Here is a 26,316-nt window from a genome sequence, read left to right on the forward strand (position 1 = left end):
ATTCATTAATTCAGAGTATATCACTGCATTGAAATATTAAAACAGTGAGACACACTGGCTATAGGTAAATATAATAGTCAAAAATTTTACCCCGTTCTTATTTTGAGGCGAATATTATGATTATTGGTGTACCTAAAGAGATAAAAAACCACGAATACCGCGTTGGTATGGTTCCTGCGAGCGTTCGTGAACTAATCAATCACGGTCACGAAGTCGTTGTTGAAACAAATGCTGGTATCGGCATTGGTTTTACTGACGAAGATTATGTTCAAGTTGGTGCTAAAGTTTTAGACACAGCGGCAGAAGTTTTTGCTACTGCTGATATGATTGTTAAAGTAAAAGAGCCTCAAGCTGTTGAGCGCGCAATGCTACGTGAAGATCAAATCTTATTTACTTACCTTCACCTAGCACCAGACCTTCCACAAACAGAAGATCTAATCAAGAGCGGTGCTATCTGTATCGCATACGAAACGGTAACTGATGCGCGTGGTGGTCTTCCACTGCTAGCGCCAATGTCAGAAGTTGCTGGTCGTATGTCAATTCAAGCTGGTGCTCAAGCGCTTGAAAAGTCACGTGAAGGCCGTGGTATGCTGCTAGGTGGCGTACCTGGTGTTGAACCAGCTAAAGTCGTTGTGATCGGTGGTGGTATGGTTGGTCGTAACGCAGCGCAAATGGCTGTAGGTCTAGGCGCAGACGTTACTATTCTTGACCGTAGCATTGATGTATTACGTTCTTTGAATGCACAGTTTGGTAGCCAAGCTAAAGTTATCTACTCAACGGCTGACGCACTTGAAAAGCACGTACTAGAAGCAGATCTTGTGATCGGCGGCGTACTAATTCCTGGTGCAGCGGCTCCTAAGCTTGTAACTGCAGAACACATCAAAGCAATGAAGCCTGGTGCTGCTATCGTTGACGTTGCAATTGACCAAGGTGGCTGTATTGCTACTTCTAAGGCGACTACACACGCAGAGCCAACATACATTGTTGATGACGTAGTTCACTACTGTGTAGCTAACATGCCAGGTGCTGTACCTCGTACTTCAACGTTTGCACTTAACAATGCAACGCTTCCGTACATCATCAAGCTTGCAAACTTAGGCTACAAACAAGCGCTACTAAATGACAAACACTTTATGGACGGCTTAAACGTTCTGAAAGGTCAAGTAACGTGTAAAGAAGTGGCAGAAGGCTTCAACATGGAATATGTTGACCCGCGCGCTGCACTAGAAAATGCTTAATTTTGAATTTAAGTAGTAAAAAGGGCTTCAATTGAAGCCCTTTTTTTGCTGCTATACTAATTCGCTTAAAAGACTAAATGAAATTAGTTTGTCTCGAAATTCACTTCTGTATCTTGCGTTAACGTAACGTCTTTTGTTTGATATAAACTAAAATCTGCATCTATCGTTTCGGCATCATCCAAATGTCCTAGGCACGAATACCCTACTTTGTAATCTCCAGAACCAATAAATGCTATCTCATATTCACTCTCGGCATCTAAGTTTGCGGTTGCTACTGGCGCTGAATCTTCATCACTGATGTCGCCAGGCACTGCAACATCCGCTTTATAAAGATAAACAACGTGTTTGTACTCTCCGACTAGAGGAGCTAGGTCCGCATTATCTGCTATACATGCATTTTTCACAGACTCGCTAACCATGCCCTCAATCTCGAAACTGGTTAACAGATTTTCCAAACGGACGGCTGTTGGTTTTAGATAAACGGTGTCATCATTTCCGCGCTTCAACAGCGCCTTATTTAAGTCAAACTCCAATACGATTTGGTTCTCACCTTCATTTAACGAGAAGTTATTGAGTTGGATTTCACCTACACCATCGTTGCCTTTACGGGTTACGGCTAATGGTGCTTGACTACCATCTAAAAAACGCACGCTAGAGGTTAAATCAAAATTAGACCCCGCACTACCGTTTACAACATCGGCTCTGATCCACTCATAATCACCAGCATCGATCTCTTGGTCATTTACAACCAAATAGATATCATCACCCGTATATTCAAGCAGATTGATTTTCATTGGATTACCCTGCGCATCTAAGGTATCAAATGTGACATCTTCTTTTCCAGATGCTCTAAGTGTCAGCCGTTGAATAACAAGGTTTACCTCTGCAAGATTATTCACAGCGGCATCTGATACACCAACACTTACGGTGGTTTTTTGGGTTGGTTGCGTGGTGTTGTTGTCGTTTGAGTCAGAACCTGAACCGCCACCGCATGCAGCGAGTATCATTGCCGAGGCAATTGCTGTTAAAACTGGTTTGTACATGATGTTTTCTCCTCTTCTAAGTATTAAAGAATAGGAATTGCACCATGAATAAATAATTAATATAAACGCAATAATTTGAAATACTCTCAAATCAACGCAGAAGATTTGGCATTTTCTTATTAAATGTCATAAGTTTAATGTATCAAACTTATTGGAGTGTGGCCGTGAAGTTTAAACACAAAGTCGTATCCGTCTCTGCGCTTGTGCTGCTTGCAGCATTACTGATCTTATCTGTTATTCAATACATTTCCGTGCAATCAGCAATCAAAGCGCAAGCCGAACAAAGTGTGAATGAAATAATTCAAGGAATTGGTAACACTGTCACTGCGCAGATGAAAGGAGCAACCGATCTCGCCGCCCTTGCTACCAATCTCGTGGCTTCCACTGACACCTTAGACGCAGCCTTTCCTATCCTCTCGCAGCCACAGCTCACAACCTCTTTCCTACTGATAGGTTATGGCGAAGAGCAAACAGGAAAATATGTCGCTAGCGATCCAAATTGGAACCCTGGTGCAAACTGGGACCCGAGAAAGCGGCCTTGGTATACTGACGCAAAAACTGCACGAAAGCTCATTATCACAGCACCTTACGCTGATGCGGTAAGTAACGAAATCGTGGTATCAATCGGTGCACCAGTGTTTAAACAAGGCCAATTCAACGGCGCGATTTTTTACGACGTTAGTTTGGCAAAACTCGGCGAAATGATTAACTCGTTTAACCTGCTAGACGCAGGTTTTGCCTTTATGGTGAGTAAAGACGGGTCGACTATCTCACACCCTGATGTAAAACTAAATGGTAAGTCTTCTCGTACATTTCTCGGTGACATAAGTATCTCAGAAAATATTCAATACGTTGAAGTCAACGGCGAAGACAAATTAGTACAGTTTAAAGAGGTCGAAGGCTTAGATTGGTATTTAGGGGTGATGCTGAATGAAGACACCGTTTTTGCTGCACTTTCACGACTGCAAAGAGATGCAGCCATATTTGCCTTTATTTCTGTGGCACTCGCGACTGTGCTACTTTCTTTTGTGATTAGCTTATTATTAAAGCCGCTTGATGAAATCAACACCGCCATGGCTGCTATCGCACGCGGTAATGCGGACTTAACCGTACGATTAAATACCGAGCATGAACCCGAATTTGCAGCACTGGCGCAAAATTTTAATGCCTTTACCAGTAGCTTACAGTCTCTAATAGCAAATATTCAGGGTCTAGGCCATGAAGTTTTAAACGATGCTCAACAAACATCTAAGGTTGCAAATAAAGCCAAACTTTCGATTCAAGAGCAATTAGCGAGTATCAAAGTGCTTGATGAAGCAACAACACACATGTCTGCAACTGAGCATCAAGTAACTCAATCTGCCCATGAGGCCGCTGAAGCAATTAAAACCACCGATCAAGTTGCTCGCCAAGGAGAAAAAATCGTTGCAGAAACAACAGAGACAATTCAAGAGCTATCTAATCAAATCAGTTCGGCAATGACCGTAGTTACGGAGTTAGAAAGCTCGTCTACAGCTATTGAGCAAATATTATCGGTTATCAACAGCATCGCTGAGCAAACCAATCTCCTAGCGCTCAATGCTGCCATTGAAGCCGCAAGGGCCGGTGAGTCTGGCCGCGGCTTTGCCGTCGTTGCAGACGAAGTAAGATCGCTTGCACAAAGAACACAAGAAGCCACAACTGAAATCCGTGGAATGATAAGTCAACTACAGTCAGGTTCAGAAAGCGCGGTTACTGTAATGAAGCAAAGCCAACATTATGTCGATAAAACGGTTGAAAAGGCAGAGCAAACTCGAGCCGCGCTTGAAGATATGCGTAGTGCCATTCGCCATATTGTCGATTTGAACTCTCGTATTGCTGATATGCTGAATGAGCAAAATGACATTGTAAATAACGTGAATAGCAGTAGCTCATCAATTCGTGGTATTTCTGAGTCGGTGTATAGCGAAGCTAAGAGCGTAGATGCCACCATGCAGTCTCAAGTAGAAAAGATAACAACCCAAGAACAACTACTTGAGCAATTCAAAGTTTGATTATCGGTAAACTAAACCGTTACTATAGAGACAGTTGTAAAGCGGCGCGATGCCAAGAGATAAAACATGAAAGCGAATTTGCAGGAATCATTTGAACAGTATTTTCAGATAGCTGAACAGGTTCAGATCAACCTCTACCCAGTTGATGACAATATGGTTCCAGAAAACGAATATCAATTAGAAGCTGCAATTCCGCCGCTATTTAAGCTCGCGAACGAAATTAATGAGTTAGATCTTAATGCCCTGCGACCACTTCGTAATCTGGGTGATATTGCCAATGAGTTAGCAGCTTATTTGCAGGCGCAATCACGTAAGATTGATTTAATTATCAGCCATATTCTCGCAACTGAAGAGCCTGACGACAGTCATCTATTTTGTGACAGCTACGGCGGCGGCGGCCTGACCGCAACGTTAGAAGCAGATTATGAGGTCGGGCAATCGTTACGAACTAAAATATTTTTGCGTAATGAAGCCAGTGCTATCTTTTGCTACTCAGAGGTCATTGCCAAGCAAGATGGTAAGTTCACCCTCGCCTTTACCGCTATTAGAGAAGCGGATCAAGAGTTGCTCGTACGGGCGAGCTTACACGCCCAGACCAGACAACTTAAGCTAAAGCAGCAAAAAGACCAATAAGGCATTTAACGCATTAAGTGCCTTCTTTAAATGCTCAATTATCTTCACAAAACTTACTGACACACCTGAGGTTAATGATAAACTATAGGCTTATTATTATATGGTGATGATTTAATGAGTTTTACTTTACTCCCAGAATGGGCACCACAAGACGCTATCATGCTTACTTGGCCGCATTCTGATACCGATTGGAGCGACATTCTCAGTGACGTTGAACCTGTGTACGTTGCACTTTGCCAACATATTACCCAAGTTCAAGAAGTCGTTATCGTGGCGCATAATGAAGCGCTAAAACAGCATATCGAGAACCTACTCGGCGCAGCTGACGTTAGCTTAACCAAGTGTCACTTTGTTGTGACGCCTTGCGATGACACCTGGGCCCGTGACCACGGTCCACTTACGACGCAAACAAGTACGGGAAATCTATGTATTAAAGATTTCACCTTTACGGGTTGGGGTAACAAGTTTGCTGCGGATTTAGACAATAAGATCAATCAGCAGCTTGCAAAACAGGTCCTCAACCCAAACTGTACCTTTGAAAAAGTTGACGTGGTACTTGAAGGCGGCGGTATTGAGATCAACGAGTCCAATGTCCTATTGACTACTTCAGAGTGTCTGTTGAACCCAAATCGCAATCCACATCTAAGTAAAACCGAATTAGAACTATTGTTGCAAAAAGAGTTAGGTGCTGAGTCATTCCTGTGGGTAGATCACGGATACTTAGCCGGTGATGATACGGATAGTCACATCGACACTTTAGTGCGTTTTGCACCGGATAACACCTTGGTATATGTAAAGTGCGACGACAAATCAGACGAGCACTATGATGCCCTTAATAAAATGGAACAGCAGCTACGCACATTCCGCACCCCAAATGGCGATCCATACCGTTTGATTAGTTTACCTTGGCCTAGCGCTAAATTTGATAATGAGGGTGAGAGATTACCTGCAACCTATGCAAACTATCTGATCTTGAATAAAACGGTGTTAGTACCTATCTATGGCGACGACAAAGATCAAGAAGCACTGGACAAAGTCTCTCTTGCCCACCCAGAAAGAACGGTAATTGGCGTTAACTGCCTACCAATCATCCATCAATTCGGTAGCCTGCACTGTATTACGATGCAGTTACCAAAAGGTTTTTTAAGGTAAGTACCATGACTGAAAAAAACATCAAAGTTGGTATTGTTCAACATAGCAACTCTACAGATCTCGTAAACAACTTTGCGAAAACCTGTGACGGTATCCGAAAAGCGGCAAGTCAGGGTGCTAAGCTTATCGTGTTACAAGAATTGCACCGCAGCTTGTATTTTTGCCAGACTGAAGACACTGATCTCTTCGACTTAGCGGAAACCATTCCAGGCCCAAGCACAGACTCACTAGGCGCACTTGCAAAAGAGCTGAATGTTGTCATCGTTGCGTCGTTATTTGAAAAGCGTGCAACAGGGCTTTATCACAACACCGCAGTTGTACTTGAGTCTGATGGTACGATCGCCGGCAAATACCGTAAAATGCATATTCCTGATGACCCAGGTTTTTATGAAAAGTTTTACTTCACTCCTGGCGACATGGGCTTTACTCCGATTCAGACTTCTGTAGGCAAATTAGGCGTACTGGTGTGTTGGGATCAATGGTTCCCAGAAGGTGCACGCCTGATGGCAATGGCGGGCGCTGAGTTTTTAATTTACCCAACGGCAATTGGCTGGGATCCTCGCGATGACAAAGCAGAGCAAATTCGTCAACGAGATGCTTGGATAATTGCACAGCGTGCACATGCAGTGTCGAACGGAGTACCTGTGATTAGCGTTAACCGTGTTGGCCATGAATCAGACCCTTCAGGTCAAAGTGAAGGTATTCAATTCTGGGGCAATTCTTTTGTTACCGGTCCACAAGGCGAAATGTTATTGCATGCATCTGAACAAGCTGAGGAAGTCTCGGTTGTTGATGTTGATATTGCACGCAGTGAATCTGTTCGTCGCATCTGGCCGTACTTAAGAGACAGACGAATCGATCACTATCAGGATCTTTGCAAAATTTATCGCGATTAATAAATAGGAGTAATCAATGGCGAATGTGCAATGGAACAATTTACCTTGGGTAAAATCAAACAAGGATAAAATTTCGTGGGGTAATTTGGTTGGCAGTAGCTTGTCACTGTGTTTGAGTGAGCACATCCAACAACATGACAACTTAGTTGTACTGGTCACCCCCGATACACCTTCTGCACTTCGCCTTGAACATGAACTGGCGTATCTTTTAAAAGATACGCCTGTCATGATGTTTCCTGACTGGGAAACATTACCCTATGATCACTTTTCACCACATCAAGACATTATTTCTCAGCGTCTTGCGACGCTAAATACACTCAAACAGGAAAAGCAATCCGTACTCATCATTCCTGTTTCAACCCTCATGCTACGTACCGCACCACCAAGCTTTATCCACGGCATGAGCCTTCAGGTAAAAAAAGGTGACACAGTAGACGCACAAAGCTTGCGTGATACCTTAACTCAAGCGGGTTATCGTCATGTTCAGCAGGTAATGGAGCATGGTGAGTTTGCTGTTCGAGGCTCCATTATTGATTTATACCCCATGGGTAGCCCACTCCCCTTTAGACTCGATTTCTTTGATGATGAGTTAGACTCCATTCGTCATTTTGATATCGAAAGCCAACGCTCAAATGATGAGATTGATGCTATCGATTTATTACCGGCGCACGAATTCCCAACCAATGCAGAAGACATTGAACGCTTTAGAATTAATTACCGTGAAGCGTTCGGCGCAAGTAGTGAAAAAGACAGTATTTATATGCAAGTCAGTAAAGGGAACTGGCCAGCGGGTATAGAGTACTATTTACCGCTCTTTTTTGATTCGTTAGCGACGGTGTTTGACTATCTGCCTGAAGATACTGTATTTATGCCTTTTGGCGACATTGAATCTGCAGCGCAAACCTTTTGGCAGGACGTATCTAAACGCTACGAAAGTCGCCGGGTTGACCCACTTCGTCCGCTACTTTCACCAGCCAGGCTATATCAGCCTATAGAGACCTTGTTTGAAGGCCTTAACGGCTTCTCTCGAATAAAGCTTAGTCAAGCGATGCTAGGAACCAAAGCGGGCAATAACAATGTCGCAGCGGAATTAATCGACGATGTCCGCATTGAGCATAAACAAGCTAATCCATATCAAAAAATCCTCGATTACATCGCTGCTGAGAAAAAGCAAAAGTCTCGGGTGTTATTCAGTGTTGAATCAGAGGGCCGACGAGAGTCACTGCTTACCTTATTAAAACCAACAGGTCTAAAGCTTAAGCCTTATAAACGCATTACAGAGTTTGTCTCTAGCGACTCAGATGTTGGTGTGGTCGTCACTCCACTTGCTACCAGTGTGAAACTACTGGATAAAAAATCGCTGTCTATCATCACCGAGCAAGAGCTGTTAGGTGTTAAGATCTCCCAAAAGCGCCGCCGTAAACATAAATACGAACAAGGGCAAGATGCCCTGATCCGAAACCTCGCTGAGTTAAAAGAAGGTCAACCTATTGTTCATTTAGATCATGGTGTAGGCCGCTATTTAGGGCTAGAAACCATAGATGCAGCGGGTATTGCGACCGAGTTTGTGACTATCATCTATGCCAATGACGCTAAACTTTATGTGCCTGTTTCTTCACTTCATATGCTCAGTCGTTACTCAGGAGGTGAAGAAGCTTCTGCACCACTTCATAAACTGGGTAATGACGCCTGGGAAAAAGCAAAACGTAAAGCGGCTGAAAAAGTCAGAGATGTTGCAGCTGAACTCCTAGACATATACGCAAAGCGTCAAAGTAAACCGGGATATGCATTTAAGCTAGATGCGAGCGCCTATCGAGACTTTTCTGATAGCTTCCCATTTGAAGAAACAGACGATCAACGCAATGCAATCACAGCCGTACTTGCAGACATGCAATCAAGCCTAGCAATGGATAGACTCGTTTGTGGTGATGTTGGCTTTGGTAAAACCGAAGTGGCCATGCGTGCTGCATTTGTTGCCGTCAACGATAGCAAACAAGTGGCTGTCTTAGTGCCAACTACGCTCCTTGCCCAACAACACTTCGAGAACTTTAAAGACCGCTTTGCCGATCTGCCTGTTGAAGTCGGTGTGCTTTCGCGCTTTAACTCAGCGAAAGAACAAAAAGAAACGTTACAAAAACTTGAAGAAGGCAAAATTGATATTGTGATAGGCACCCATAAGCTTATTCAAGAAAACATCAAGTTCGCCGATTTGGGTCTGTTGATTGTTGACGAAGAGCACCGCTTTGGTGTGAGGCAAAAAGAAAAAATTAAGCAGCTTAGAGCGGATGTCGACATTCTTACCCTGACCGCTACCCCAATCCCACGTACGCTGAATATGGCAATGAGTGGGATGCGTGATCTCTCTATTATCGCGACACCGCCAGCCAAACGATTAGCAGTAAAGACCTTTGTGCGAGAGCGAAACGACGAGCTTATCCGCGAAGCAATTCTGCGTGAAATCAAGCGCGGTGGACAGGTTTACTTCCTCCACAATAACGTCGAGACGATAGATAAAATCACCGCTGATATCTCGGCACTCGTGCCAGAAGCCAACGTCACCACTGCCCACGGGCAAATGCGTGAAAAAGAACTTGAGCACCTAATGGGCGAATTCTACCACCAAAAGTATAACGTGCTTGTGTGTACAACCATTATTGAAACCGGTATCGATATCCCCTCTGCTAATACCATCATAATGGATAGAGCCGATAAACTCGGATTGGCACAGTTACATCAGCTTCGCGGCCGTGTAGGACGAAGCCATCACCAAGCATACGCATACCTTCTCACGAAGAATAGCCAAGCCTTAACTAAAGACGCGGTCAAGCGCTTACAGGCTATAGAACAACTCGAAGACTTAGGCGCAGGTTTTGCCCTTGCCACCCACGATTTAGAGATCCGTGGAGCGGGTGAGTTACTGGGAGACGACCAAAGCGGTCAAATTCAAACCGTTGGCTTTACGCTGTATATGGAAATGCTGGAACAAGCAGTTGAAGCCTTAAAAAATGGCAAAGAGCCGACACTCGATAACCTACTCCAGCAGCAAAGCGAAGTTGACCTTAAGTTCCCAGCACTGCTACCGGATGATTACATTCATGATGTAAATATTCGCCTTAGCATGTATAAACGCATCGCAAGCACTAAATCACTGGCTGAACTCGATGAGCTGCAAATCGAATTAATCGACCGCTTTGGGCTGTTGCCAGATGCGGCGAAAAACCTTTTTGCGGTGCAGTCTGTTAAGCTAAAGGCAACTCAATTGGGCATTAACAAGGTCGAGGCAAACCCCAAGGGTGGCTTCTTTGAGTTCAGTAGTCATACAAAAGTTAACCCAACATTCATCATAGGATTGATACAAAGTAGCCCGTCAACCTATAGAATGGAAGGCGCGAATAAACTGAAGTTCCTGATCGAAGAAAAAAATGGCCAAGAGAGATTGAAACTGGTTAATGCGATGATTGATGACTTTGAGAAAAAGGCTGTAGCATGAAAACAATAAAAAGTCTGGCCATCCTAGCGGCTTTGGTAAGCAGCACGTCTGCACATGCCACCCGTTGGTTTGAAGTAGAAATGATAGCATTTGAGCAAGAGCCTAGTTTCTCTTTGCGAGAAGACTTTAGTATTGAACCTGAGCCGCTCAATCAAAAAAACATCAAGTCACTATTACTCGACGGTTTTAATACCACCGGCTATAAACTATGCTTGGAAGGCAGTGAGCAGTTCGCTGAGCACGATTTTATTCGTGGATTAACATCGGGTGCGCGCTCCAGCTCTTGCGATCCAGATGCAAACTATGTTGAAAAATTCGGCACTTTGCCTCTTTCACCGCAAGTAGAGCCACAAGAACATATGGACTCAATTTATTTATTGAATGAGTCACAGTTTAATTTTTCTAACAAAGTCGCTGAATTAAAACGTAAAGGACTCAAGCCACTGTTGCACACAGGTTGGCGATTCCCGGAACAAAGTAACAAACGTGCGCCTAATATCGAAATTATTGCTGGCAAACAGTTTGCGTCACCATCCAGTTATAGCGTAATAGAAAATGACGATCAGTTTTCGTCACTATCGAACCGATTTAGTATTCAGGAATCAAAAGAGCAAGTGCATTGGCAACTTGAAGGCTTGATTAAAATTCACGTGAGACATTACCTTTACGTGACCACAGATTTAGATTTAAAGTACGAAGACGGTAACGATATTCGTACTGCTCGTATGTCTCAATATACACGCGTGTATAGCGGCGACATACATTACTTAGATCACCCCAAACTTGGGGTCATCTTTCAAATAAGAAAATACAAACATTAGACGGGCAACCCTATGAAAAAATTACTAACTGCTGCTGCGCTACTCACCCTAGTCGGCTGTTCTAAAGTAAGTTTAGAAAACTACAACAAGCTAGAAGTAGGCATGGACAAAGCTGAAGTTGAGAACATTCTTGGCTCTGCTGATAAATGTGAAGAAAAAACGCTACACACCAATTGCATTTGGGGAAGCGAAGACAAGCACATTAAAGTGACGCTGCTTTCTGATAAAGTCACTTTGTATTCTAAAAAAGGGTTAGAGTAAGTTTTACTCAATGCCTTTTCCATCATCGGTGAAGGCATTTAACTCCCCTATCGATGAAAGTGTTAAAAATTTGTCCCCCCCAAAATCCACAGCCTTCTCTATTATTGAATTTAAATATCGACCGAGCCTGCCATGTGAAAGTGTATTGCGTGACTTAAGAGTCGCTGCGAGCTGACTTTTAAAGAAATAAAAAATCCGATATTAGTTACCTAATATCGGATTTCAAAGTCCCTTTAAAAATCGAACAACTGGTTTGAAGTTTCTTAACTGATCAGCCTTACACAGTAAAGTGATCTTAATCCGACTTCAAACATTAGAAATTATAGGTCAGATTAACAAATGCTCTTCGACCCCAAGGATCATAGATAGCCGAGTCAGCTCCTGCACCACCTACATATTCAGGTAAGATTTTATCGAAAATATTACGAACCCCAACTTCCACCGTCAAATCATCACTTGCAAAGTAACGTCCGGATAGGTCGTGGTACAGCATACTAGGAGCATAAGGGTATGGTAAATCTTCCTCCGTATCACCTTCGGGTTTCCCTTCCGCATTATATGTTTCTTTTAAGTTAATAATTGCTGATCTATCGATAAAACGGCTACTCCACGTGACAGATAGGTCGTCCAGTCGGTATGTTGCTCTGAAGGTAGCCTGCCATGACGGATCACCTATCTCACCATCTTCGCGATCTCTAACATTTGGGTTCTTTTGGAATTCATATGAATCATACTCTAAGACATGGTTTACAAAGAAATTAATCTTAGCATTTCCAGGCAACGAGAAATCAGCTAAGTCTAGACTATAATTGAAATCAGCTTCTACACCAGACAACGCAAGCTTAGCCGTATTCTGATAGCCAGATTCGACAAAGGTTATTGAATTATTATTTGGATCTCGTGTAACTTGAGAACAATAAACTGGGTCCAGATCTGGACCGTCAACGCAGTTATCTGCTACGGTTTGCGGTGTAATCGACTGAATTGCATCCGTAATTTCAATATCATAGTAATCAATACTAAAAGAGAAATTTTCAAAGGCGGTCGTAACAAAACCAAGCGTAAATGAAGTTGACTCTTCAGGCGTTAAGTTTTCATTTCCACCTAGTATAACCCGTTTGCTCGCATTATCTTGACCAATGTGATTAGACGGTATTCCAAGGGCTGCGCAGTTTGCTGGTCTATTTGGGTTATTAGAAAGTCGTGATGCATCGCATGGGTCCCAAACTTGTCTCCTGCCAGGACTTCTGGGAGAAAACGCCTCTGTTACATTTGGGGCACGAACCGCTTCACTGTAGGTACCACGGAGGCTATACCCTTCAACAGGTGACCACATAAAACCTGCTTTCCATGCGTCGACTTCACCCGCATGTGAATAGTCGGCTCTTCTGAATGCGCCATCAATGTTTAAATCATGTGCTAAGAAAGTATCTGATAATATAGGTAAGTTAACTTCCACGAACCATTCTGACACGTCGTATTTACCAAAAGTATCAGGAGTCGCAGATTGATCTAAGGCACCGGATTTTGTCAATTCATCGGTAACTGAACCTGATGATTCCCATCGCTTTTCATAGCCAATAGCCATACCTAGCGCGCCGCCTGGTAATTCAAACCATTCGCCACTGTCGAATGATATTGAACCACCAAAATACCTTTGTTTAATTGTATCTTGACGGGTCACATCCGCACTTATCCAGGCTTTTGCTTCTTCAGAAGCTTGGTCATAGCCAAACGGATTATAAGGCACACAATTATTCACATCTACCGTTGCTGGACTAGTGTATCCCTCACCTTGCATAGATGGCACATTAGCTCGACAGTCTGCCTTACCGGTCTCTGGGTTAATAACAGCATCCAACGCAGCAATCCAGTTACCTATGATAAAGTCATTTGCAAGAACACGATCATTTTCTGTTCGACCATATGAGTAATACACATCATAATCAAACAACGTATCACTCAACGTAAATTCACCTTTAACTCCTGATACAAGTCTAAACGTTTCACGTTTATTGCGAGCTTCTCTATTTCCTATTTCATCAAAGAATTTATTTATGCCAACAACTTGCATATCTTTCGCAGCGAAGAAATCAATGGTTTCTTGAGCAACAAATGGGTTTTCTAGTAAGTTAACTGTATCACCATCGCCAAATCGATATGCCGGTTGGTTTTGCTGAACTATATCAGAACGAACATACTTAACATCTGAATAGAACTTAACGTTATCGTTAATCTCGTAGTTAAAGAATGATCCTACACTCACCTTGTCTCGTTCTGGAAGAAAGTTCTCATATCGAGTAGTCGAGAAACATAATTCACAGCCATCAGGAAAGCTTCCAAAAGCCGCAGTGTTAGACAGATCTCGCACCGGCATTAATTGACCATTACCTGCATTATCAAACGTATAGTTTGTGCTAGCGTAGTCTAACACTGCCGTCTGGCTTATCCACTCAGACAAGATATTTGGCGCCCATAACTTATCTGGGATGCCATCATATTCCCCTGTATTTGCGGGGTTATTGACAGTCCCATTCTCTGAATAATGTGGCATATCTCGTTCCATCACTTCATCAACTGAATCCTTCGTGATATATACGGTCGCATTACCTTTGCCATCTGCAGTTGACACTCCCCCGACAAGGCTGAATGTTTTATTTCTGTTACCAATCCCGTGCAAGGAGTCACTGTAACCTACTTTTAGCTCTAGACCTTCAAAATCATCTCTCGTAATAATGTTTACTACACCGGATACTGCGTCTGAGCCATAAATCGCCGATGCGCCTCCAGTAATAACTTCAACACGTTTAATCATTGAAGTTGGAATAGTAGATAGGTCAACAACCGCTGAACCTTGTTGACCAGCTACGTGACGTTTACCATTTACTAAAACTAATGTTCTGTCAGTTCCCAAACGACGTAAATCAATCGTACTTGAACCTGCATTTTCACTACTTCCTGTATTTGCTCTCAATGTACCTGTTGCACCGATAGCTGGAAGTTCAGATAGCACTTGTGCTAAGTCCGGAATACCTGCTTGCTCAATTTGTTCTCCTGTTAATGTAATGGTAGGTGAAGGTTGAGTAAGCTCATAGCGTGCAATACGAGACCCCGTGATTTGTATTCTTTCTAAATCTTTAGCTTCCTTTTCTTGTTCTTCCGCAACTACCGAACCTGATAGTGTTGCGGCAGCAAGAAAAGACATTTGAATAGAGCTAAGTACTTTGTTTTTAGCAAACATTAAAATTTCCCTTTGATGATATTAATTATTATTTTAAATAATATTTTTAGTGGTTATGTATGGCTATTAACCAAACTAACCAATCATTTTTACCTTTTTTAAAAACAGATTTAAAGCTGCCATTCTGAGTCTAACCTCATCCACAAAGATAGTTTGTAAAGATATCAGAACAAAAACACAAAAAACCGAGGTTTACTTAATGTATTGAATTATATGAATATTTGAAAAATGTCCACAGTTGGAAATCGCAACCAAAACAAGAATAACTAATTTGCAACACAAACAGCCGCAATATTTTTGAAGTGGTGTTGCTAGCACCTGCCATAGAGAAGCAAATAGCAACTTTGCTGTAAAATGACTTTTTGAAATAGGGTGGAAAGAAAAGTAGCTGATTGTTCAACTTTTCAAATTAGTAATAAGTAACAGCGAAAGCGTCATTAAAATTTAATAAAGCAGTTAAAAATTGATGCACCTAAAACTACATAGCTTTCTCTCTATCATCAAAGTGAACACTTAAGCAAAAGCCATGGGGAGGTAATTTTGATTTCTGTAAGGATACGTCTGGAATGTTTTTCTAGCCCAATTGATAATTTTATTTATTTGAAACTTATGTCGCATTTTGCTATCCAGCTTACTCGTTAAGCTATACATGTAAATAGAACCCCCTAGCTTTTGAGGCAATCAAAAAAGGGCCGTAAAGGCCCTTTACAACAAGTAGAAACTAGCAAAAACAAGGATCAGCGCATTGCCATCATCATTTTAGCTGGTTCCTCTAGGAAGGTTTTCCATAAATTATTGAAACGTGCGATCGTGCCGCCATCAATAATACGGTGGTCGCCAGACCAACTTACCTGCATGATAGAGCGTGCAGCCACATTACCTTGTGCATCGAAGCGTGGTAACTGCTGAACTTTGCCAAGTGCAACGATAGCGACTTCAGGTTTATTGATAATCGGTGTCGCAACAGTACCGCCGATCGCCCCTATGTTTGAGATTGAGATAGTACCGCCTTTCAGTGAATCAGGAGATACACGCCCTTCTCTCGCCGCTTCTGTCAGTTTAGTAACAGATTGGGCAACTTCAACAATCGATTTGCTTTGGCATGATTTAATATTTGGCACTAGAAGACCCAGCTTGCTGTCCACTGCCATACCAATATTGTGGTCATCAAAATAAGTGATTTCCGTACAGTCATCATTTACTTTTGCATTCAAAATTGGGAATTCGTTGAGAGCAAGTGACAACGCCTTAATAAAAAATGGCATCATCGTAAGCTTCACACCTTGTTTGGCATATTGCTCTTTCAAAGCACCACGAAGCGCTATTAAATCGGTTAAGTCAATCTCGTCGCAATATGTGAAATGTGGGATCGTCGAAACAGAGGCCACCATCTGTTTGGCCATCGCCGCTTTCATACCACGTAGAGGCTCAACTCTTTTACCACCTTCTGAAGTAGGAGTCGGTTTTTGCGTTTGAGGCTGTACCGTTGTGCTAGCTTCATTCGTGGTCGAAGCGTCACTTACACCGTGCTCAAGGAAATGTTCGATGTCCTCTTTATAAACGCGACCATTTTTACCAGAGCCTGGCACTTCAGAGAGGTCAACACCAACTTCGCGCGCCTTGCGGCGTACTGCCGGAGAGGCAATCGCTTTACCATTTTTCGGCAAACTACGCGTAGCCTCATCGTTTGCAGTAACAGCTTGTGCTTTACTTTCTTTAGGCTTGTGGACATCAGCGATTGGATCGTCTGATTTCCCGGCGTGAGATGACGCCAACTTCATTTGAAATAGCGGACTATGCACCTGTGCTATCTCGCCTTTTTGATAATAGAGTTTTTCAACAATACCATCGTACTTGGCTGGAATTTGCACTAGCGCCTTGTCAGTCATTACATCACAAACGGCCTGATCTTCTTTGATTTCATCACCTTCAGCGACAAGCCATTCAACAATTTCGCACTCAACAATGCCTTCACCAATATCTGGTAAGATAAAGTCTTCTAGTACAGCACTGGTTGAAGTTGTTGGCGAGGATTGAGGTGCTGATTGCTCCGGCTGAGCAGCTTGCTCGCCGGCAACATCCATTGCAAACAAAGGTTCATGCACCTTTGCAATTTCACCTTTTTCGTAATGCAGCTTAGTGATCACACCGTCATGTACTGCGGGGATCTGCACTAGTGCCTTATCCGTCATTACGTCACAAATAGGTTGATCTTCTTTTACTTCGTCACCAACAGCCACCAACCACTCGACGATTTCGCACTCTACGATGCCTTCACCAATATCTGGTAAGATAAATTCTTTAGCCATAACTTATCCTTAAAATTCCATAGAACGTTTGATAGCGGCGAACACTTTAAGTGCATCTGGCACATATTCTTTCTCAAGTGCTAGAGGATATGGCGTGTCTAATCCACAAACTCGCTCAATTGGAGATTCTAAATGCAGGAAACACTCTTTTTGTATGGTTGCTGCAATCTCAGCGCCAAAACCATTCGTGATTGGCGCTTCGTGGCTCACGACCAAACGACCCGTTTTAACCACGGACTTGGCTACCGTGTCCATATCCCAAGGAAGAATGCTTCTTAAGTCGATTATTTCACAGCTAATACCCGCTTCTTCAGCTTTTTGCGCCGCTTGTTCGATGATTTCCATCTGCGCGCCCCAAGCCAATAGCGTTATGTCAGTACCTTCTTTAATCACTTCGGCTTTACCAAGCTCGATGCTGTAATCTTCTTCTGGCACTTCACCAACAGAAGCGCGATATAAACGCTTAGGTTCAAAGAAAATAACCGGGTTATCGTCTTTAATGGCAGCACGTAGTAGGCCTTTTGCTTGATACGGGTTACGCGGTACTACAATTTTAAGACCAGGTGTATGTGCAAAGTAAGCTTCTGGTGATTGTGAATGATATAGACCACCTGCAATACCGCCACCGTATGGCGTACGAATTGTTAAGTTACCCACATCAAACTCATTACCTGAGCGATAACGGAACTTGGCCGACTCGTTCACGATTTGGTCAAATGCTGGGAAGATATAATCCGCAAATTGAATTTCAGCAAGCGCAGGGGCACCAAACGCTGCAAGACCATTGGCAAAACCCAAAATACCTTGTTCAGTCAATGGCGTATTAAAAACACGGTGTTTTCCGTATTTTTCTTGAAGGCCTGAAGTTGCACGGAATACACCACCAAAGTAGCCAACGTCTTCACCAAAAATACAAGCCTGCGGATGCTCCGCCATCGTAATATCTAGCGCCGAATTAATGGCGTGTAGCATGTTCATTTTAGCCATTATTTAATTCTCCCTGCTGTGACTGGGTATGCGTCTGGATAAGCTTTAATATGCGCTTTCAATTCATCATATTGCTTCTGCAGCGATGGAATTGGCGTGTCATAAACATCTGAGACCAGATCTTCTAATGCAGGCTTCTGTACTTTCTCTGCAACCTTCAATGCAGCCAAGATATCTTCACGGATTTTTTCTTTTTCCGCATCATCTTGGGCTTCATCCAGCCAACCTTGTTTTAGAAGCCATTGCTTAAATCGATTTACCGGGCAACTATTTTTAAATTCAGCTTCTTCGTCTTTAGTACGGTAACCAGACGGATCATCAGAAGTAGAGTGCGCACCCAATCGGTATGCAATAGATTCAATCATCACAGGCTCACCGTTTTCAACTGCAATTTTACGCGCAGCTTGTGTCGCGGCGTAAACGGCAAGCGCATCGGCACCATCCACACGGATAGTTTTTATACCATAGCCCACACCGCGAGCGGCAATACCATCACCTTTGAACTGTTCATCCGCAGGTGTTGAAATCGCATAACCGTTATTACGTGCATAGAAGATAACTGGTGAACCATGTACTGCTGCCATGTTTAGACCAGCGTGGAAGTCACCTTCTGACGCAGCACCTTCGCCAAAATAGCAAATCGTGACGTTATCGATTTTAGACGTTAGCTCGCCGGTTTCTTTATCAATGTGTTTTAACTTTTGGCCGTACGCATAGCCCGTTGCTTGAGGAATTTGCGTTCCTAGCGGCGACGAAATAGTCAGGTAATGTAATTCTTTAGAACCATAATGCACAGGCATTTGGCGGCCTTTGCCTAAGTCCTTCTCATTCGAGAACAACTGATTCATGAACTGCTCAAGCGAAAAACCACGATAGTGAATTGCGGCTTGCTCACGGTACTGAGCCATGATCATGTCATCTTCTTTTAGCGCTGCAGCACTTGCCGTAACAGCGGCTTCTTCGCCAAGACATTGCATGTAGAAGCTAATACGTCCTTGACGCTGAGCACCTTGCATACGCTCGTCAAGTAAACGAATAAACCGCATTGTAGAGTAAATTCTTAATGCCGTTTCTTTATCAATATCTGGTGCTGTTGCACCGTCTAAAACATCGCCTTGGTCACTTAAAATCTTTAATGTAGGGATATTGAGTGCATGACCATCTATAAATTCCAGCGCGTGGCTGATATTTAAGGATATATTATTGGGGTTAGTCATAACCTACCTTCTCTTGTTGTCATAACAAACTTACGGAGTTCAAACCCGACTTTCTCATACGAGATCTGGCTTCAGATTGCGTAAGACGAAAAGAGTCTTAACTCACCTCGCATTTATGATTGTGTTAATTGGTCTTGATCACATTCGTGGTTAGTATGAATAACTGGTCTAACAACTTATCAAAGACTGAATAATATTTGCGATTTAAGTAAGTAAATTAAATTAAAGCGTTTCAACTTTACGTTAACGTAAACGGTTATTCAACTAATCCTAGATGAATAACCGTGAAAATGCATCAATGTTTTTGGAAAGATTTTGATACGAAGGCAAGTAGAATTTTACATCTATGATTTATATGAAGTTTTCATCAACCTCTAACGGTACAACGGTTAGTAATGCACGTTGCCCCAAAGCAACATTGGCATTTGGGAAGATAATAGCTTCGCCCTCAACCTCAGCGAAATACTGCTTATCTCCGTCCGTCGCTAGTAATTCACCTTTCGAAAAGCCTGTAAAATTCTCTGCAGAATCAGGGAATGGAAAAGAAAACTCGGCTTGAGTACGATTGATAGTACGATGAACGGTAAACAGCTCAAATTCATCTGCATTAAATTCTTTATATTCTACCTTTTCTTGGCTAATTAATGCTTTTAGAGTTTCCTTGGTTTTTGCAAAGCTCGCCATGTTATTTTCACCAAATGGCTTCACCTGCCCAAGTTCGATAGTGAAAGCATCGGCCCCAAACTGGTAAGAAGAAAAATAACTAAATGTTGTCGCCGCCGAGCGCATCATTAATACGGTATTGACACCGCATGACAATAAAAACTGCAGCTGTGATTTCTTCCACGGCTTACCATGTAAAAACGGATAAACTGCAAACTTTTCGTTTTTAGACCCTCGAATAGCGGTATGAAGGTCATAGTGACAACGATAGCGCTCGTCACCGCCCTGTTCAAAGAAAGCCCTAACATAACCTTCTAGCTTTTGAGCTCGGACCTTTTCGGGGTTATCTGTTTCTTGATTATGTGCACCGTTAAATAGACGGTTTAGATTTTCATCGACAAAACGCTGGCCAATATTAATGGATTTCGGGTTACCAAAAATAAATAACACCCGCTGCGCCAACACTAGCTTGCCGGTAATAATATGTTGGATAAGCTCATCACATATCTCAATTGGCGCGGTTTCATTGCCGTGCACAGCGCTCGATAGCACAATATCTTTCGTTGTTTCACCCGCGGGCGTAAACTGGATCACACCAGTATCATGGACTTCAACCAAGGTACCGTTGTCTAAAGTGAAGTTTACGGGTTCGAGTGTAAATTCGTTATTTCTTGTGATAGTAAGAAAGTCACCGCTTTGTTTTAATTCTGCTAAGTACGTCATAATTCCAAATTGATGTTGTTGAATAATCCGCATTGGGATACAAAAAAGCCATACGAGGAGTATGGCTTTTAGAAGCTTTTTGTTAACTAATCACTGAGTCAACCAATGTCTTTGCCTCATGTTCAAGTTCAGCTAAATGCGCTTCACCTTTAAATGATTCAAGATAAATTTTGTAGATATCTTCAGTGCCCGATGGGCGCGCCGCAAACCAACCGTTTTCGGTAACGACTTTAAGGCCACCAATAGCCGCGCCGTTACCAGGGGCATTGGTTAATATCTGAGTAATTTTATCACCTGCTAGGGTGTCCGCCTTGATATTGTCCGCGCTCAATGCCTTGAGCTTTGCTTTTTGCTCAGTATTTGCGGGTGCATCAATACGTTTGTATACAGGCGCACCAAATGCTTGTTCAAATGCTTGGTAATGCTGAGATGGCGATTTACCCGTAACAGCTAGGATCTCAGCGGCAAGTAACCCCATGATAAAGCCGTCTTTGTCTGTACACCATGTGGTGCCGTCTTTTCTTAAAAACGCTGCGCCAGCACTCTCTTCACCGCCAAATGCGAGCTCTCCAGCTGCTAACCCGTCTACAAACCATTTAAAGCCAACTGGCACTTCGTAAACTTCTCGACCATTTGCACCACACACTTTGTCAATCATGGCACTAGATACCAATGTTTTACCGATTTTTACTGAGCTCTTCCAGCCTCGGTGTTTAATGAGGTAGTCAATTGCAACCGCTAAAAAGTGATTAGGATTCATCAGGCCATCAGGTGTGACAATGCCATGTCTGTCGAAGTCTGGGTCATTACCAATACCGATATCGTAGTCATCTTTCAGTGCTATCAAATTAGCCATTGCATAAGGTGATGAACAGTCCATGCGCACCTTGCCGTCTTTATCAAGTGGCATAAAGGCAAAACTTGGGTCGACGACGTCATTTACAACCGTTAGCTTCAAGTCGTAGTGTTTGGCTATTACAGGCCAGAAATTAACACCTGAACCACCAAGAGGATCCACCCCAATATTAACTCCGGCTCGAGCAATGGCTTCCATATCAATTATATTACCCAAGTCTTGAACGTATGGTGTGATCAGATCTTCATACTTAATAAATCCAGATCTTCTCGCTTTCGCAAACGGGAATAACTCAACTTCAACCAAATCTTCGAGTAGTAGCTGATTGGCTCTATCTTCAATCCATTTGGTGACATCGGTATCGGCCGGTCCACCATTTGGTGGGTTATATTTGAACCCGCCATCTTCTGGCGGGTTATGTGATGGCGTCACCACAATGCCATCTGCAAGCTCGTGTGGATTGTTTAAATTGTGCGAGACAATCGCGTGGCTGATCACAGGGGTTGGTGTGTAGTCATCATTTTCTTGTGTGATAACTTGTACTTCGTTGGCAACCAAGACCTCAATAGCCGAGTTGAAAGCGGCTTCCGACAACGCATGGGTGTCTTTACCAAGAAAAAGCGGACCGTAAATATTGTTGTTTTTACGGTAATCGCAAATCGCTTGAGTAATAGCCAGAATATGCGACTCATTGAACTTAAAATTGAGTGAGCAACCTCGGTGGCCACTTGTGCCAAAGGCGACACAATGCTCTGGGTGCGCTTCTAAGTCAGGCTCATTTAAATAGTACGATGAAACCAGCTTAGGTACATTTACCAATAATTCTTTCGATACCTTTTTGCCAGCTTGCGGATGGATCGCCATAAGATTTCCTTACTTATAGGTAGTCTCTAATTTTCTCGGCAGCTTCATCTGTGTAACCTAACACCTTAGCTACTTCATGAAGCATCATTTTCTTTCTAGTCGTATTTGAATTTGTCATCACCCAATATTCACTGTCTGCAATATTTTTCGGGTTCATACTGCTACCACTTTCGAGTAGAGCATTTTTACTCGTAGCGAAGTAAATTCTATCGCGGCCCTTAATTTCAAGCACACTATTAAATTCGGATTTATGTGTACGATGGAGCGCCGATAGGATAAACAAAAAGCGCCCGACTACACCTTTTTGCATGGCGAGCTCTTCTTTATTTAGAATATTAAAGACATTCGCTGCTGGCTTTACAGGTTGGCTTCGTGTTTTTGTTTGTGACTCAGCTGCAATTTCTTGTACTTGTTTTTCTTCCTGCTGTGCGACGGGTTTAGATTCTGTCCCAGGAGTAAGTTTTAATAAACGACGTAAAATCTCAGAAGCACTTTCTCCAATACTTTGTGTGTTACTTGCAATGTATTGATATAGCTCGTCATCTATTTCTATCTTTTTCATGCGTTTCCTGTCATCTATGCTAATTAGGAGCAACTCATTTCAATTGTCACTTAGTATATCCAAATTTAACTTATTACTCTATGGCTTTGCATTTTTACTCTTCAATGTCACAATTAGCGCCAAATTTGGAGGATTTATGCAGTTAAACTATCAACAAATTGGCGACCAAGCCAAACCTAGTGTATTTGTTATGCACGGACTATTTGGTTCTTTGGAAAATGTAAATGTGGTGGCAAAAGCACTTGCTGAACATTTCAATGTGATTAACGTCGATTTGAGAAACCACGGTCGCTCTTTTCATGATGAACAAATGTCCTATCCAATAATGGCAAATGACGTCAAAGCACTAATGGATGAGTTAAAACTGGATAAAATACACCTCGTTGGTCACTCGATGGGTGGTAAAGTGGCAATGCAATTCGCCCAGTTATTCCCAGAAAGCATCAACAAACTTGTCGTATTAGATATTGCACCTGTTGACTATCACTCAAGACATGATGCAATAATTGCTGCGCTGAACGAAGTGCAAAAAAGTGATGTATCAAGTCGTAGTGAAGCAGATACCATTATGTCGCAGTATATTGAAACCGTCGGCGTGCGTCAGTTTTTGCTCAAAAGTTTAGCAAAAAATGAAGAAGGCAAACTTGCTTGGCGTTTCAATTTAGATGTAATTACTGAAAAATACGATACAGTCACATCAAATATTAATGAAACTCATTCCTGTTTGTGCGATACTTTGTTCATTAAAGGGAATAATTCTGACTACATCCTGCCTGAGCATAGGGATGCCATCGCTCGTTTTTTCCCAAATGCGCGAGCAAAAATAATACAAGGTGCGGGCCATTGGCTACATGCTGAAAAGCCCGAAGCGGTAAATCGCTCAATTATTGATTTTCTTCAATAAAACGAATCGAATTTACCGTTATAAACTTAATTTATGCATTTAGGTTATGTTATAGTAGCCGCCGTTTAAGTATTGAGTAGAGCTCAGATGGTCAGTCAATTTATAAATGAATTTGAAACGCTAGGGCTGTGGTTTGCGCTAGCTGGTATATTCTTTTTCATCGGTATGGCGATTCAGGACGTACTGAAAAAAGGTGACGTGCCAAAGTTCGGACGCTATATCGTTTGGCTGGTGTTGTTTCTTGGTTGCTCTGGATTTATAGCAAAAGGCTTGATCCAAGTGTTTTGGCAAGGCGCAGGTGTTGGATAATGGCCAAGGCTGAAACAGATAGAACGACTATCGACCTATTTGAAAATGAAAAACGTCCCGGACGTCCTAAGACGAATCCACTGCCACGAGAAGTGCAGTTAAAGGTTAACAAGCGCAATCAAATAAAGAGAGATCGTGCTCGTGGCCTAAAAAGGGTAGAATTTAAGGTTTCATCAGAGTTGTATCAAGCGCTAAGTGATATGGCAGAGTCGCAAAACATTAGTCGAAGTGCACTCATCGAGACCATCTTACAAGAAAAGTTAGCGGTTAATAGATAGAAGGTAAGCAATTAATGGCAAGCGTAGGTATTTTTTTCGGCAGTGATACTGGTAATACAGAGCACGTTGCTAAAATGATTCAAAAAGAGCTAGGTAAAAAGCTCGTTGACGTAAAAGACATTGCTAAAAGTAGTAAAGAAGAGATTGCTGAATTCGATTTACTACTGTTCGGTATTCCAACATGGTACTACGGTGAAGCGCAATGTGACTGGGATGATTTTTTCCCTGAGCTTGAAGAAGTCGATTTCGAAGGCAAACTCGTTGCAATCTTTGGTTGTGGCGATCAGGAAGATTATGCTGAATACTTCCTTGATGCGATGGGCATGATCAACGACATCGTCACCGAACGCGGTGCTATTGTTGTTGGCCATTGGTCTACCGATGGTTATGACTTTGAAGCGTCAAAAGCTGTAGTTGAAGATGGTAAATTTGTTGGTCTTGGTATTGATGAAGACCGTCAGCCAGAGCTAACAGAGCAACGAGTTAAACAATGGTGTGCACAAGTATATGACGAAATGTGCTTAAGCGAGCTGGAAGATTAATTCCATTTGCTTTGCACTTGCTGCCCGAGCAAGTTATTCTTAGGTATAGCGTCGTGAATATTGACCTAAGACAAATTATAACTAACAGATTGAGACAGATTTAATGACTGATCACAACTTAGAGCTTAAAAAGGCTGGTTTAAAAGTAACGCTTCCACGCATCAAAATTTTAGAGATCCTTCAGTCTCCTGATAATCAACACATCAGCGCAGAAGATGTGTACAAGATCTTATTAGACAAAGGTGAAGAAATTGGCCTAGCTACGGTATATCGCGTACTAAACCAATTTGATGATGCTGGTATTGTAACACGTCACCACTTTGAAGGCGGTAAATCTGTTTTCGAGCTGTCTGGCAGCACGCACCATGATCACTTGGTATGTTTAAAATGTGGCAAAGTTGTCGAATTTGAAGATGACGTTATTGAAACACGCCAAGAAGAAATCGCGAACAGCAATGGCATCAAGCTAACAAATCACTCACTATATCTATACGGTGAGTGTGAAGATAAAGAAGCGTGCAAAAAGTACGCTGAGGAAAATGGTAACTAACCTACCTTTTCGCCAATTTAAGCATTAAGCCAGCAAATTGCTGGCTTTTTTAATTTGCTGCATAAACACCACCTTCCATTTATATGGTCACTATATCGTAGAGTACAATTCCAGCTGATCTTTGTATGCTTTTTTAAAAGCAGCTCTAGAAACGCAAGTCTCTAGATACTTTCGGCAATAGCTATATTGTTTTAGCCCATCAAACCTATCGACCAAACGAAGTACATCAGCCATCGCGATGTCTGCAACAGAAAATTGCTCAGCCAACCAAGTTTTTCCCCGAAGATATTCATTCATGTGTTTCAAGCGACTATGTAAAAATCGCGCTATCGCTCTGCTGCCATCACTCTCAAAAGTATCTCCAGAAAATTTCAAAATTGTCCATGGAAGAGTTGCCATTTCTACAGAGTTGAGCGCGGCGAATAACCACTGTATTACCGATGACCTATTCTCTGTGGATATTAATTCATCGCTATGTTCAGCGATGTATAACAGACCAGCACCACTTTCGAATATTTCCTTATCTTCATGGCTAAGCCAAGGAACTTGGCCAAATGGTTGATGTAAATAATGCGTATTTTCTCGTTCATTGAAAGCGGTAAGTTCTATATCATAGGGTATGCCCGCCTCTTCTAGCGCCCAGCGCAAGCGAATGTCCCTGACATACCCTCTTGGCAGCTCAGGCACCCAATCAAACGTGGTAATGGTAAAGTTCGGCATATATCAGCTCCATGTCAATTGGAC

General features: G+C 42.5%; 22 protein-coding genes. 13 read left to right on the plus strand and 9 right to left on the minus strand.

Annotated features, from left to right (window positions below):
* The first annotated feature begins 116 nt into the window (after positions 1-116).
* The gene (gene ald, locus BB427_RS10555) at positions 117-1,238 is read left to right on the plus strand and encodes an alanine dehydrogenase (protein ID WP_010372751.1); all 1,122 of its coding nucleotides are present in this window, start codon (positions 117-119) and stop codon (positions 1,236-1,238) included.
* A gap of 83 nt (positions 1,239-1,321) precedes the next feature.
* Here ald and BB427_RS10560 read toward each other — a convergent pair whose 3' ends face one another.
* A complete protein-coding gene (locus BB427_RS10560; RefSeq protein ID WP_069020660.1) occupies positions 1,322-2,281 on the minus strand; it encodes a DUF4382 domain-containing protein in 960 nt (319 codons plus the stop codon).
* A gap of 164 nt (positions 2,282-2,445) precedes the next feature.
* Between BB427_RS10560 and BB427_RS10565 the strand changes: the two genes are divergently transcribed.
* The 7 genes from BB427_RS10565 (at position 2,446) to BB427_RS10595 (ending at position 11,567) form a co-directional block, all read left to right on the plus strand.
* A complete protein-coding gene (locus tag BB427_RS10565) occupies positions 2,446-4,314 on the plus strand; it encodes a methyl-accepting chemotaxis protein (RefSeq protein ID WP_175401272.1) in 1,869 nt (622 codons plus the stop codon).
* 66 nt (positions 4,315-4,380) lie between these two features.
* Positions 4,381-4,947, plus strand: coding sequence for a hypothetical protein (locus BB427_RS10570; protein ID WP_069020662.1), 567 nt, complete (start codon positions 4,381-4,383; stop codon positions 4,945-4,947).
* A 114-nt stretch (positions 4,948-5,061) separates the two neighbouring features.
* Complete coding sequence (locus tag BB427_RS10575) at positions 5,062-6,099, plus strand: agmatine deiminase family protein (RefSeq protein ID WP_069020663.1); 1,038 nt, start codon at positions 5,062-5,064, stop codon at positions 6,097-6,099.
* A gap of 5 nt (positions 6,100-6,104) precedes the next feature.
* Positions 6,105-6,995: a carbon-nitrogen hydrolase gene (locus BB427_RS10580; RefSeq protein ID WP_069020664.1), complete on the plus strand. Its 891-nt coding sequence runs from the start codon at positions 6,105-6,107 to the stop codon at positions 6,993-6,995.
* A gap of 16 nt (positions 6,996-7,011) precedes the next feature.
* Complete coding sequence (mfd, locus tag BB427_RS10585; protein WP_069020665.1) at positions 7,012-10,485, plus strand: transcription-repair coupling factor; 3,474 nt, start codon at positions 7,012-7,014, stop codon at positions 10,483-10,485.
* Positions 10,482-11,306, plus strand: a complete 825-nt coding sequence (locus tag BB427_RS10590; RefSeq protein ID WP_069020666.1) for a CsiV family protein — start codon at positions 10,482-10,484, stop codon at positions 11,304-11,306. The genes mfd and BB427_RS10590 overlap by 4 nt, the downstream gene beginning before the upstream one ends.
* Positions 11,307-11,318: 12 nt before the next feature.
* Positions 11,319-11,567 carry a lipoprotein gene (locus BB427_RS10595; RefSeq protein ID WP_045988508.1) on the plus strand — a complete coding sequence of 83 codons (249 nt, stop codon included), beginning with the start codon at positions 11,319-11,321 and terminating at the stop codon, positions 11,565-11,567.
* A gap of 313 nt (positions 11,568-11,880) precedes the next feature.
* Here BB427_RS10595 and BB427_RS10600 read toward each other — a convergent pair whose 3' ends face one another.
* From BB427_RS10600 to seqA, 7 genes are all read right to left on the minus strand, one after another.
* Positions 11,881-14,808, minus strand: coding sequence for a TonB-dependent receptor domain-containing protein (locus BB427_RS10600; RefSeq protein ID WP_069020667.1), 2,928 nt, complete (start codon positions 14,806-14,808; stop codon positions 11,881-11,883).
* A 737-nt stretch (positions 14,809-15,545) separates the two neighbouring features.
* A complete protein-coding gene (locus BB427_RS10605) occupies positions 15,546-17,117 on the minus strand; it encodes a dihydrolipoyllysine-residue acetyltransferase (RefSeq protein WP_069020668.1) in 1,572 nt (523 codons plus the stop codon).
* Positions 17,118-17,126: 9 nt separating this feature from the next.
* Entirely contained in the window at positions 17,127-18,104 is a 978-nt protein-coding gene (locus tag BB427_RS10610; protein ID WP_010604720.1) for an alpha-ketoacid dehydrogenase subunit beta, read from the minus strand.
* The gene (locus tag BB427_RS10615; RefSeq protein WP_069020669.1) at positions 18,104-19,321 is read right to left on the minus strand and encodes a thiamine pyrophosphate-dependent dehydrogenase E1 component subunit alpha; all 1,218 of its coding nucleotides are present in this window, start codon (positions 19,319-19,321) and stop codon (positions 18,104-18,106) included. The genes BB427_RS10610 and BB427_RS10615 overlap by 1 nt, the downstream gene beginning before the upstream one ends.
* A 351-nt stretch (positions 19,322-19,672) precedes the next feature.
* Positions 19,673-20,707: a succinylglutamate desuccinylase gene (gene astE / locus BB427_RS10620; protein ID WP_069020670.1), complete on the minus strand. Its 1,035-nt coding sequence runs from the start codon at positions 20,705-20,707 to the stop codon at positions 19,673-19,675.
* Between the two features lie 82 nt (positions 20,708-20,789).
* A complete protein-coding gene (gene pgm, locus BB427_RS10625) occupies positions 20,790-22,427 on the minus strand; it encodes a phosphoglucomutase (alpha-D-glucose-1,6-bisphosphate-dependent) (protein ID WP_069020671.1) in 1,638 nt (545 codons plus the stop codon).
* 13 nt (positions 22,428-22,440) lie between these two features.
* Positions 22,441-22,989: a replication initiation negative regulator SeqA gene (gene seqA / locus BB427_RS10630; RefSeq protein WP_069020672.1), complete on the minus strand. Its 549-nt coding sequence runs from the start codon at positions 22,987-22,989 to the stop codon at positions 22,441-22,443.
* A 136-nt stretch (positions 22,990-23,125) separates the two neighbouring features.
* On the opposite strand from seqA, the gene BB427_RS10635 reads away from it, so the two are divergent.
* The 5 genes from BB427_RS10635 (at position 23,126) to fur (ending at position 25,572) form a co-directional block, all read left to right on the plus strand.
* Positions 23,126-23,893 (plus strand): alpha/beta fold hydrolase, encoded by a 768-nt coding sequence (locus tag BB427_RS10635; RefSeq protein WP_069020673.1) that lies wholly within the window; start codon positions 23,126-23,128, stop codon positions 23,891-23,893.
* Between the two features lie 87 nt (positions 23,894-23,980).
* Entirely contained in the window at positions 23,981-24,202 is a 222-nt protein-coding gene (locus BB427_RS10640) for a DUF2788 domain-containing protein (protein ID WP_010372701.1), read from the plus strand.
* Complete coding sequence (gene ybfE / locus BB427_RS10645) at positions 24,202-24,480, plus strand: LexA regulated protein (RefSeq protein WP_010372698.1); 279 nt, start codon at positions 24,202-24,204, stop codon at positions 24,478-24,480. The genes BB427_RS10640 and ybfE overlap by 1 nt, the downstream gene beginning before the upstream one ends.
* Positions 24,481-24,494: 14 nt before the next feature.
* Positions 24,495-25,022: a flavodoxin FldA gene (gene fldA / locus BB427_RS10650; RefSeq protein WP_010372695.1), complete on the plus strand. Its 528-nt coding sequence runs from the start codon at positions 24,495-24,497 to the stop codon at positions 25,020-25,022.
* 103 nt (positions 25,023-25,125) lie between these two features.
* The gene (gene fur / locus BB427_RS10655; RefSeq protein ID WP_010372691.1) at positions 25,126-25,572 is read left to right on the plus strand and encodes a ferric iron uptake transcriptional regulator; all 447 of its coding nucleotides are present in this window, start codon (positions 25,126-25,128) and stop codon (positions 25,570-25,572) included.
* Positions 25,573-25,662: 90 nt separating this feature from the next.
* Here the strand turns inward: fur and BB427_RS10660 are convergent, their stop codons facing one another.
* On the minus strand, positions 25,663-26,292 hold the full coding sequence (locus tag BB427_RS10660) for a glutathione S-transferase family protein (RefSeq protein ID WP_069020674.1): 630 nt from the start codon (positions 26,290-26,292) through the stop codon (positions 25,663-25,665).
* Positions 26,293-26,316 lie beyond the last annotated feature (24 nt).

Source organism: Pseudoalteromonas sp. BMB (assembly GCF_001709235.1).
Taxonomy (GTDB): domain Bacteria; phylum Pseudomonadota; class Gammaproteobacteria; order Enterobacterales; family Alteromonadaceae; genus Pseudoalteromonas; species Pseudoalteromonas maricaloris.

Coding starts and splice junctions, on each gene's coding strand:
- ald (WP_010372751.1), top strand. CDS start 117: ATGATTATTGGTGTACCTAAAGAGATAAAAAACCACGAATACCGCGTT.
- BB427_RS10560 (WP_069020660.1), bottom strand. CDS start 2,281: ATGTACAAACCAGTTTTAACAGCAATTGCCTCGGCAATGATACTCGCT.
- BB427_RS10570 (WP_069020662.1), top strand. CDS start 4,381: ATGAAAGCGAATTTGCAGGAATCATTTGAACAGTATTTTCAGATAGCT.
- BB427_RS10575 (WP_069020663.1), top strand. CDS start 5,062: ATGAGTTTTACTTTACTCCCAGAATGGGCACCACAAGACGCTATCATG.
- BB427_RS10580 (WP_069020664.1), top strand. CDS start 6,105: ATGACTGAAAAAAACATCAAAGTTGGTATTGTTCAACATAGCAACTCT.
- mfd (WP_069020665.1), top strand. CDS start 7,012: ATGGCGAATGTGCAATGGAACAATTTACCTTGGGTAAAATCAAACAAG.
- BB427_RS10590 (WP_069020666.1), top strand. CDS start 10,482: ATGAAAACAATAAAAAGTCTGGCCATCCTAGCGGCTTTGGTAAGCAGC.
- BB427_RS10595 (WP_045988508.1), top strand. CDS start 11,319: ATGAAAAAATTACTAACTGCTGCTGCGCTACTCACCCTAGTCGGCTGT.
- BB427_RS10600 (WP_069020667.1), bottom strand. CDS start 14,808: ATGTTTGCTAAAAACAAAGTACTTAGCTCTATTCAAATGTCTTTTCTT.
- BB427_RS10605 (WP_069020668.1), bottom strand. CDS start 17,117: ATGGCTAAAGAATTTATCTTACCAGATATTGGTGAAGGCATCGTAGAG.
- BB427_RS10610 (WP_010604720.1), bottom strand. CDS start 18,104: ATGGCTAAAATGAACATGCTACACGCCATTAATTCGGCGCTAGATATT.
- BB427_RS10615 (WP_069020669.1), bottom strand. CDS start 19,321: ATGACTAACCCCAATAATATATCCTTAAATATCAGCCACGCGCTGGAA.
- astE (WP_069020670.1), bottom strand. CDS start 20,707: ATGACGTACTTAGCAGAATTAAAACAAAGCGGTGACTTTCTTACTATC.
- pgm (WP_069020671.1), bottom strand. CDS start 22,427: ATGGCGATCCATCCGCAAGCTGGCAAAAAGGTATCGAAAGAATTATTG.
- seqA (WP_069020672.1), bottom strand. CDS start 22,989: ATGAAAAAGATAGAAATAGATGACGAGCTATATCAATACATTGCAAGT.
- BB427_RS10635 (WP_069020673.1), top strand. CDS start 23,126: ATGCAGTTAAACTATCAACAAATTGGCGACCAAGCCAAACCTAGTGTA.
- BB427_RS10640 (WP_010372701.1), top strand. CDS start 23,981: ATGGTCAGTCAATTTATAAATGAATTTGAAACGCTAGGGCTGTGGTTT.
- ybfE (WP_010372698.1), top strand. CDS start 24,202: ATGGCCAAGGCTGAAACAGATAGAACGACTATCGACCTATTTGAAAAT.
- fldA (WP_010372695.1), top strand. CDS start 24,495: ATGGCAAGCGTAGGTATTTTTTTCGGCAGTGATACTGGTAATACAGAG.
- fur (WP_010372691.1), top strand. CDS start 25,126: ATGACTGATCACAACTTAGAGCTTAAAAAGGCTGGTTTAAAAGTAACG.
- BB427_RS10660 (WP_069020674.1), bottom strand. CDS start 26,292: ATGCCGAACTTTACCATTACCACGTTTGATTGGGTGCCTGAGCTGCCA.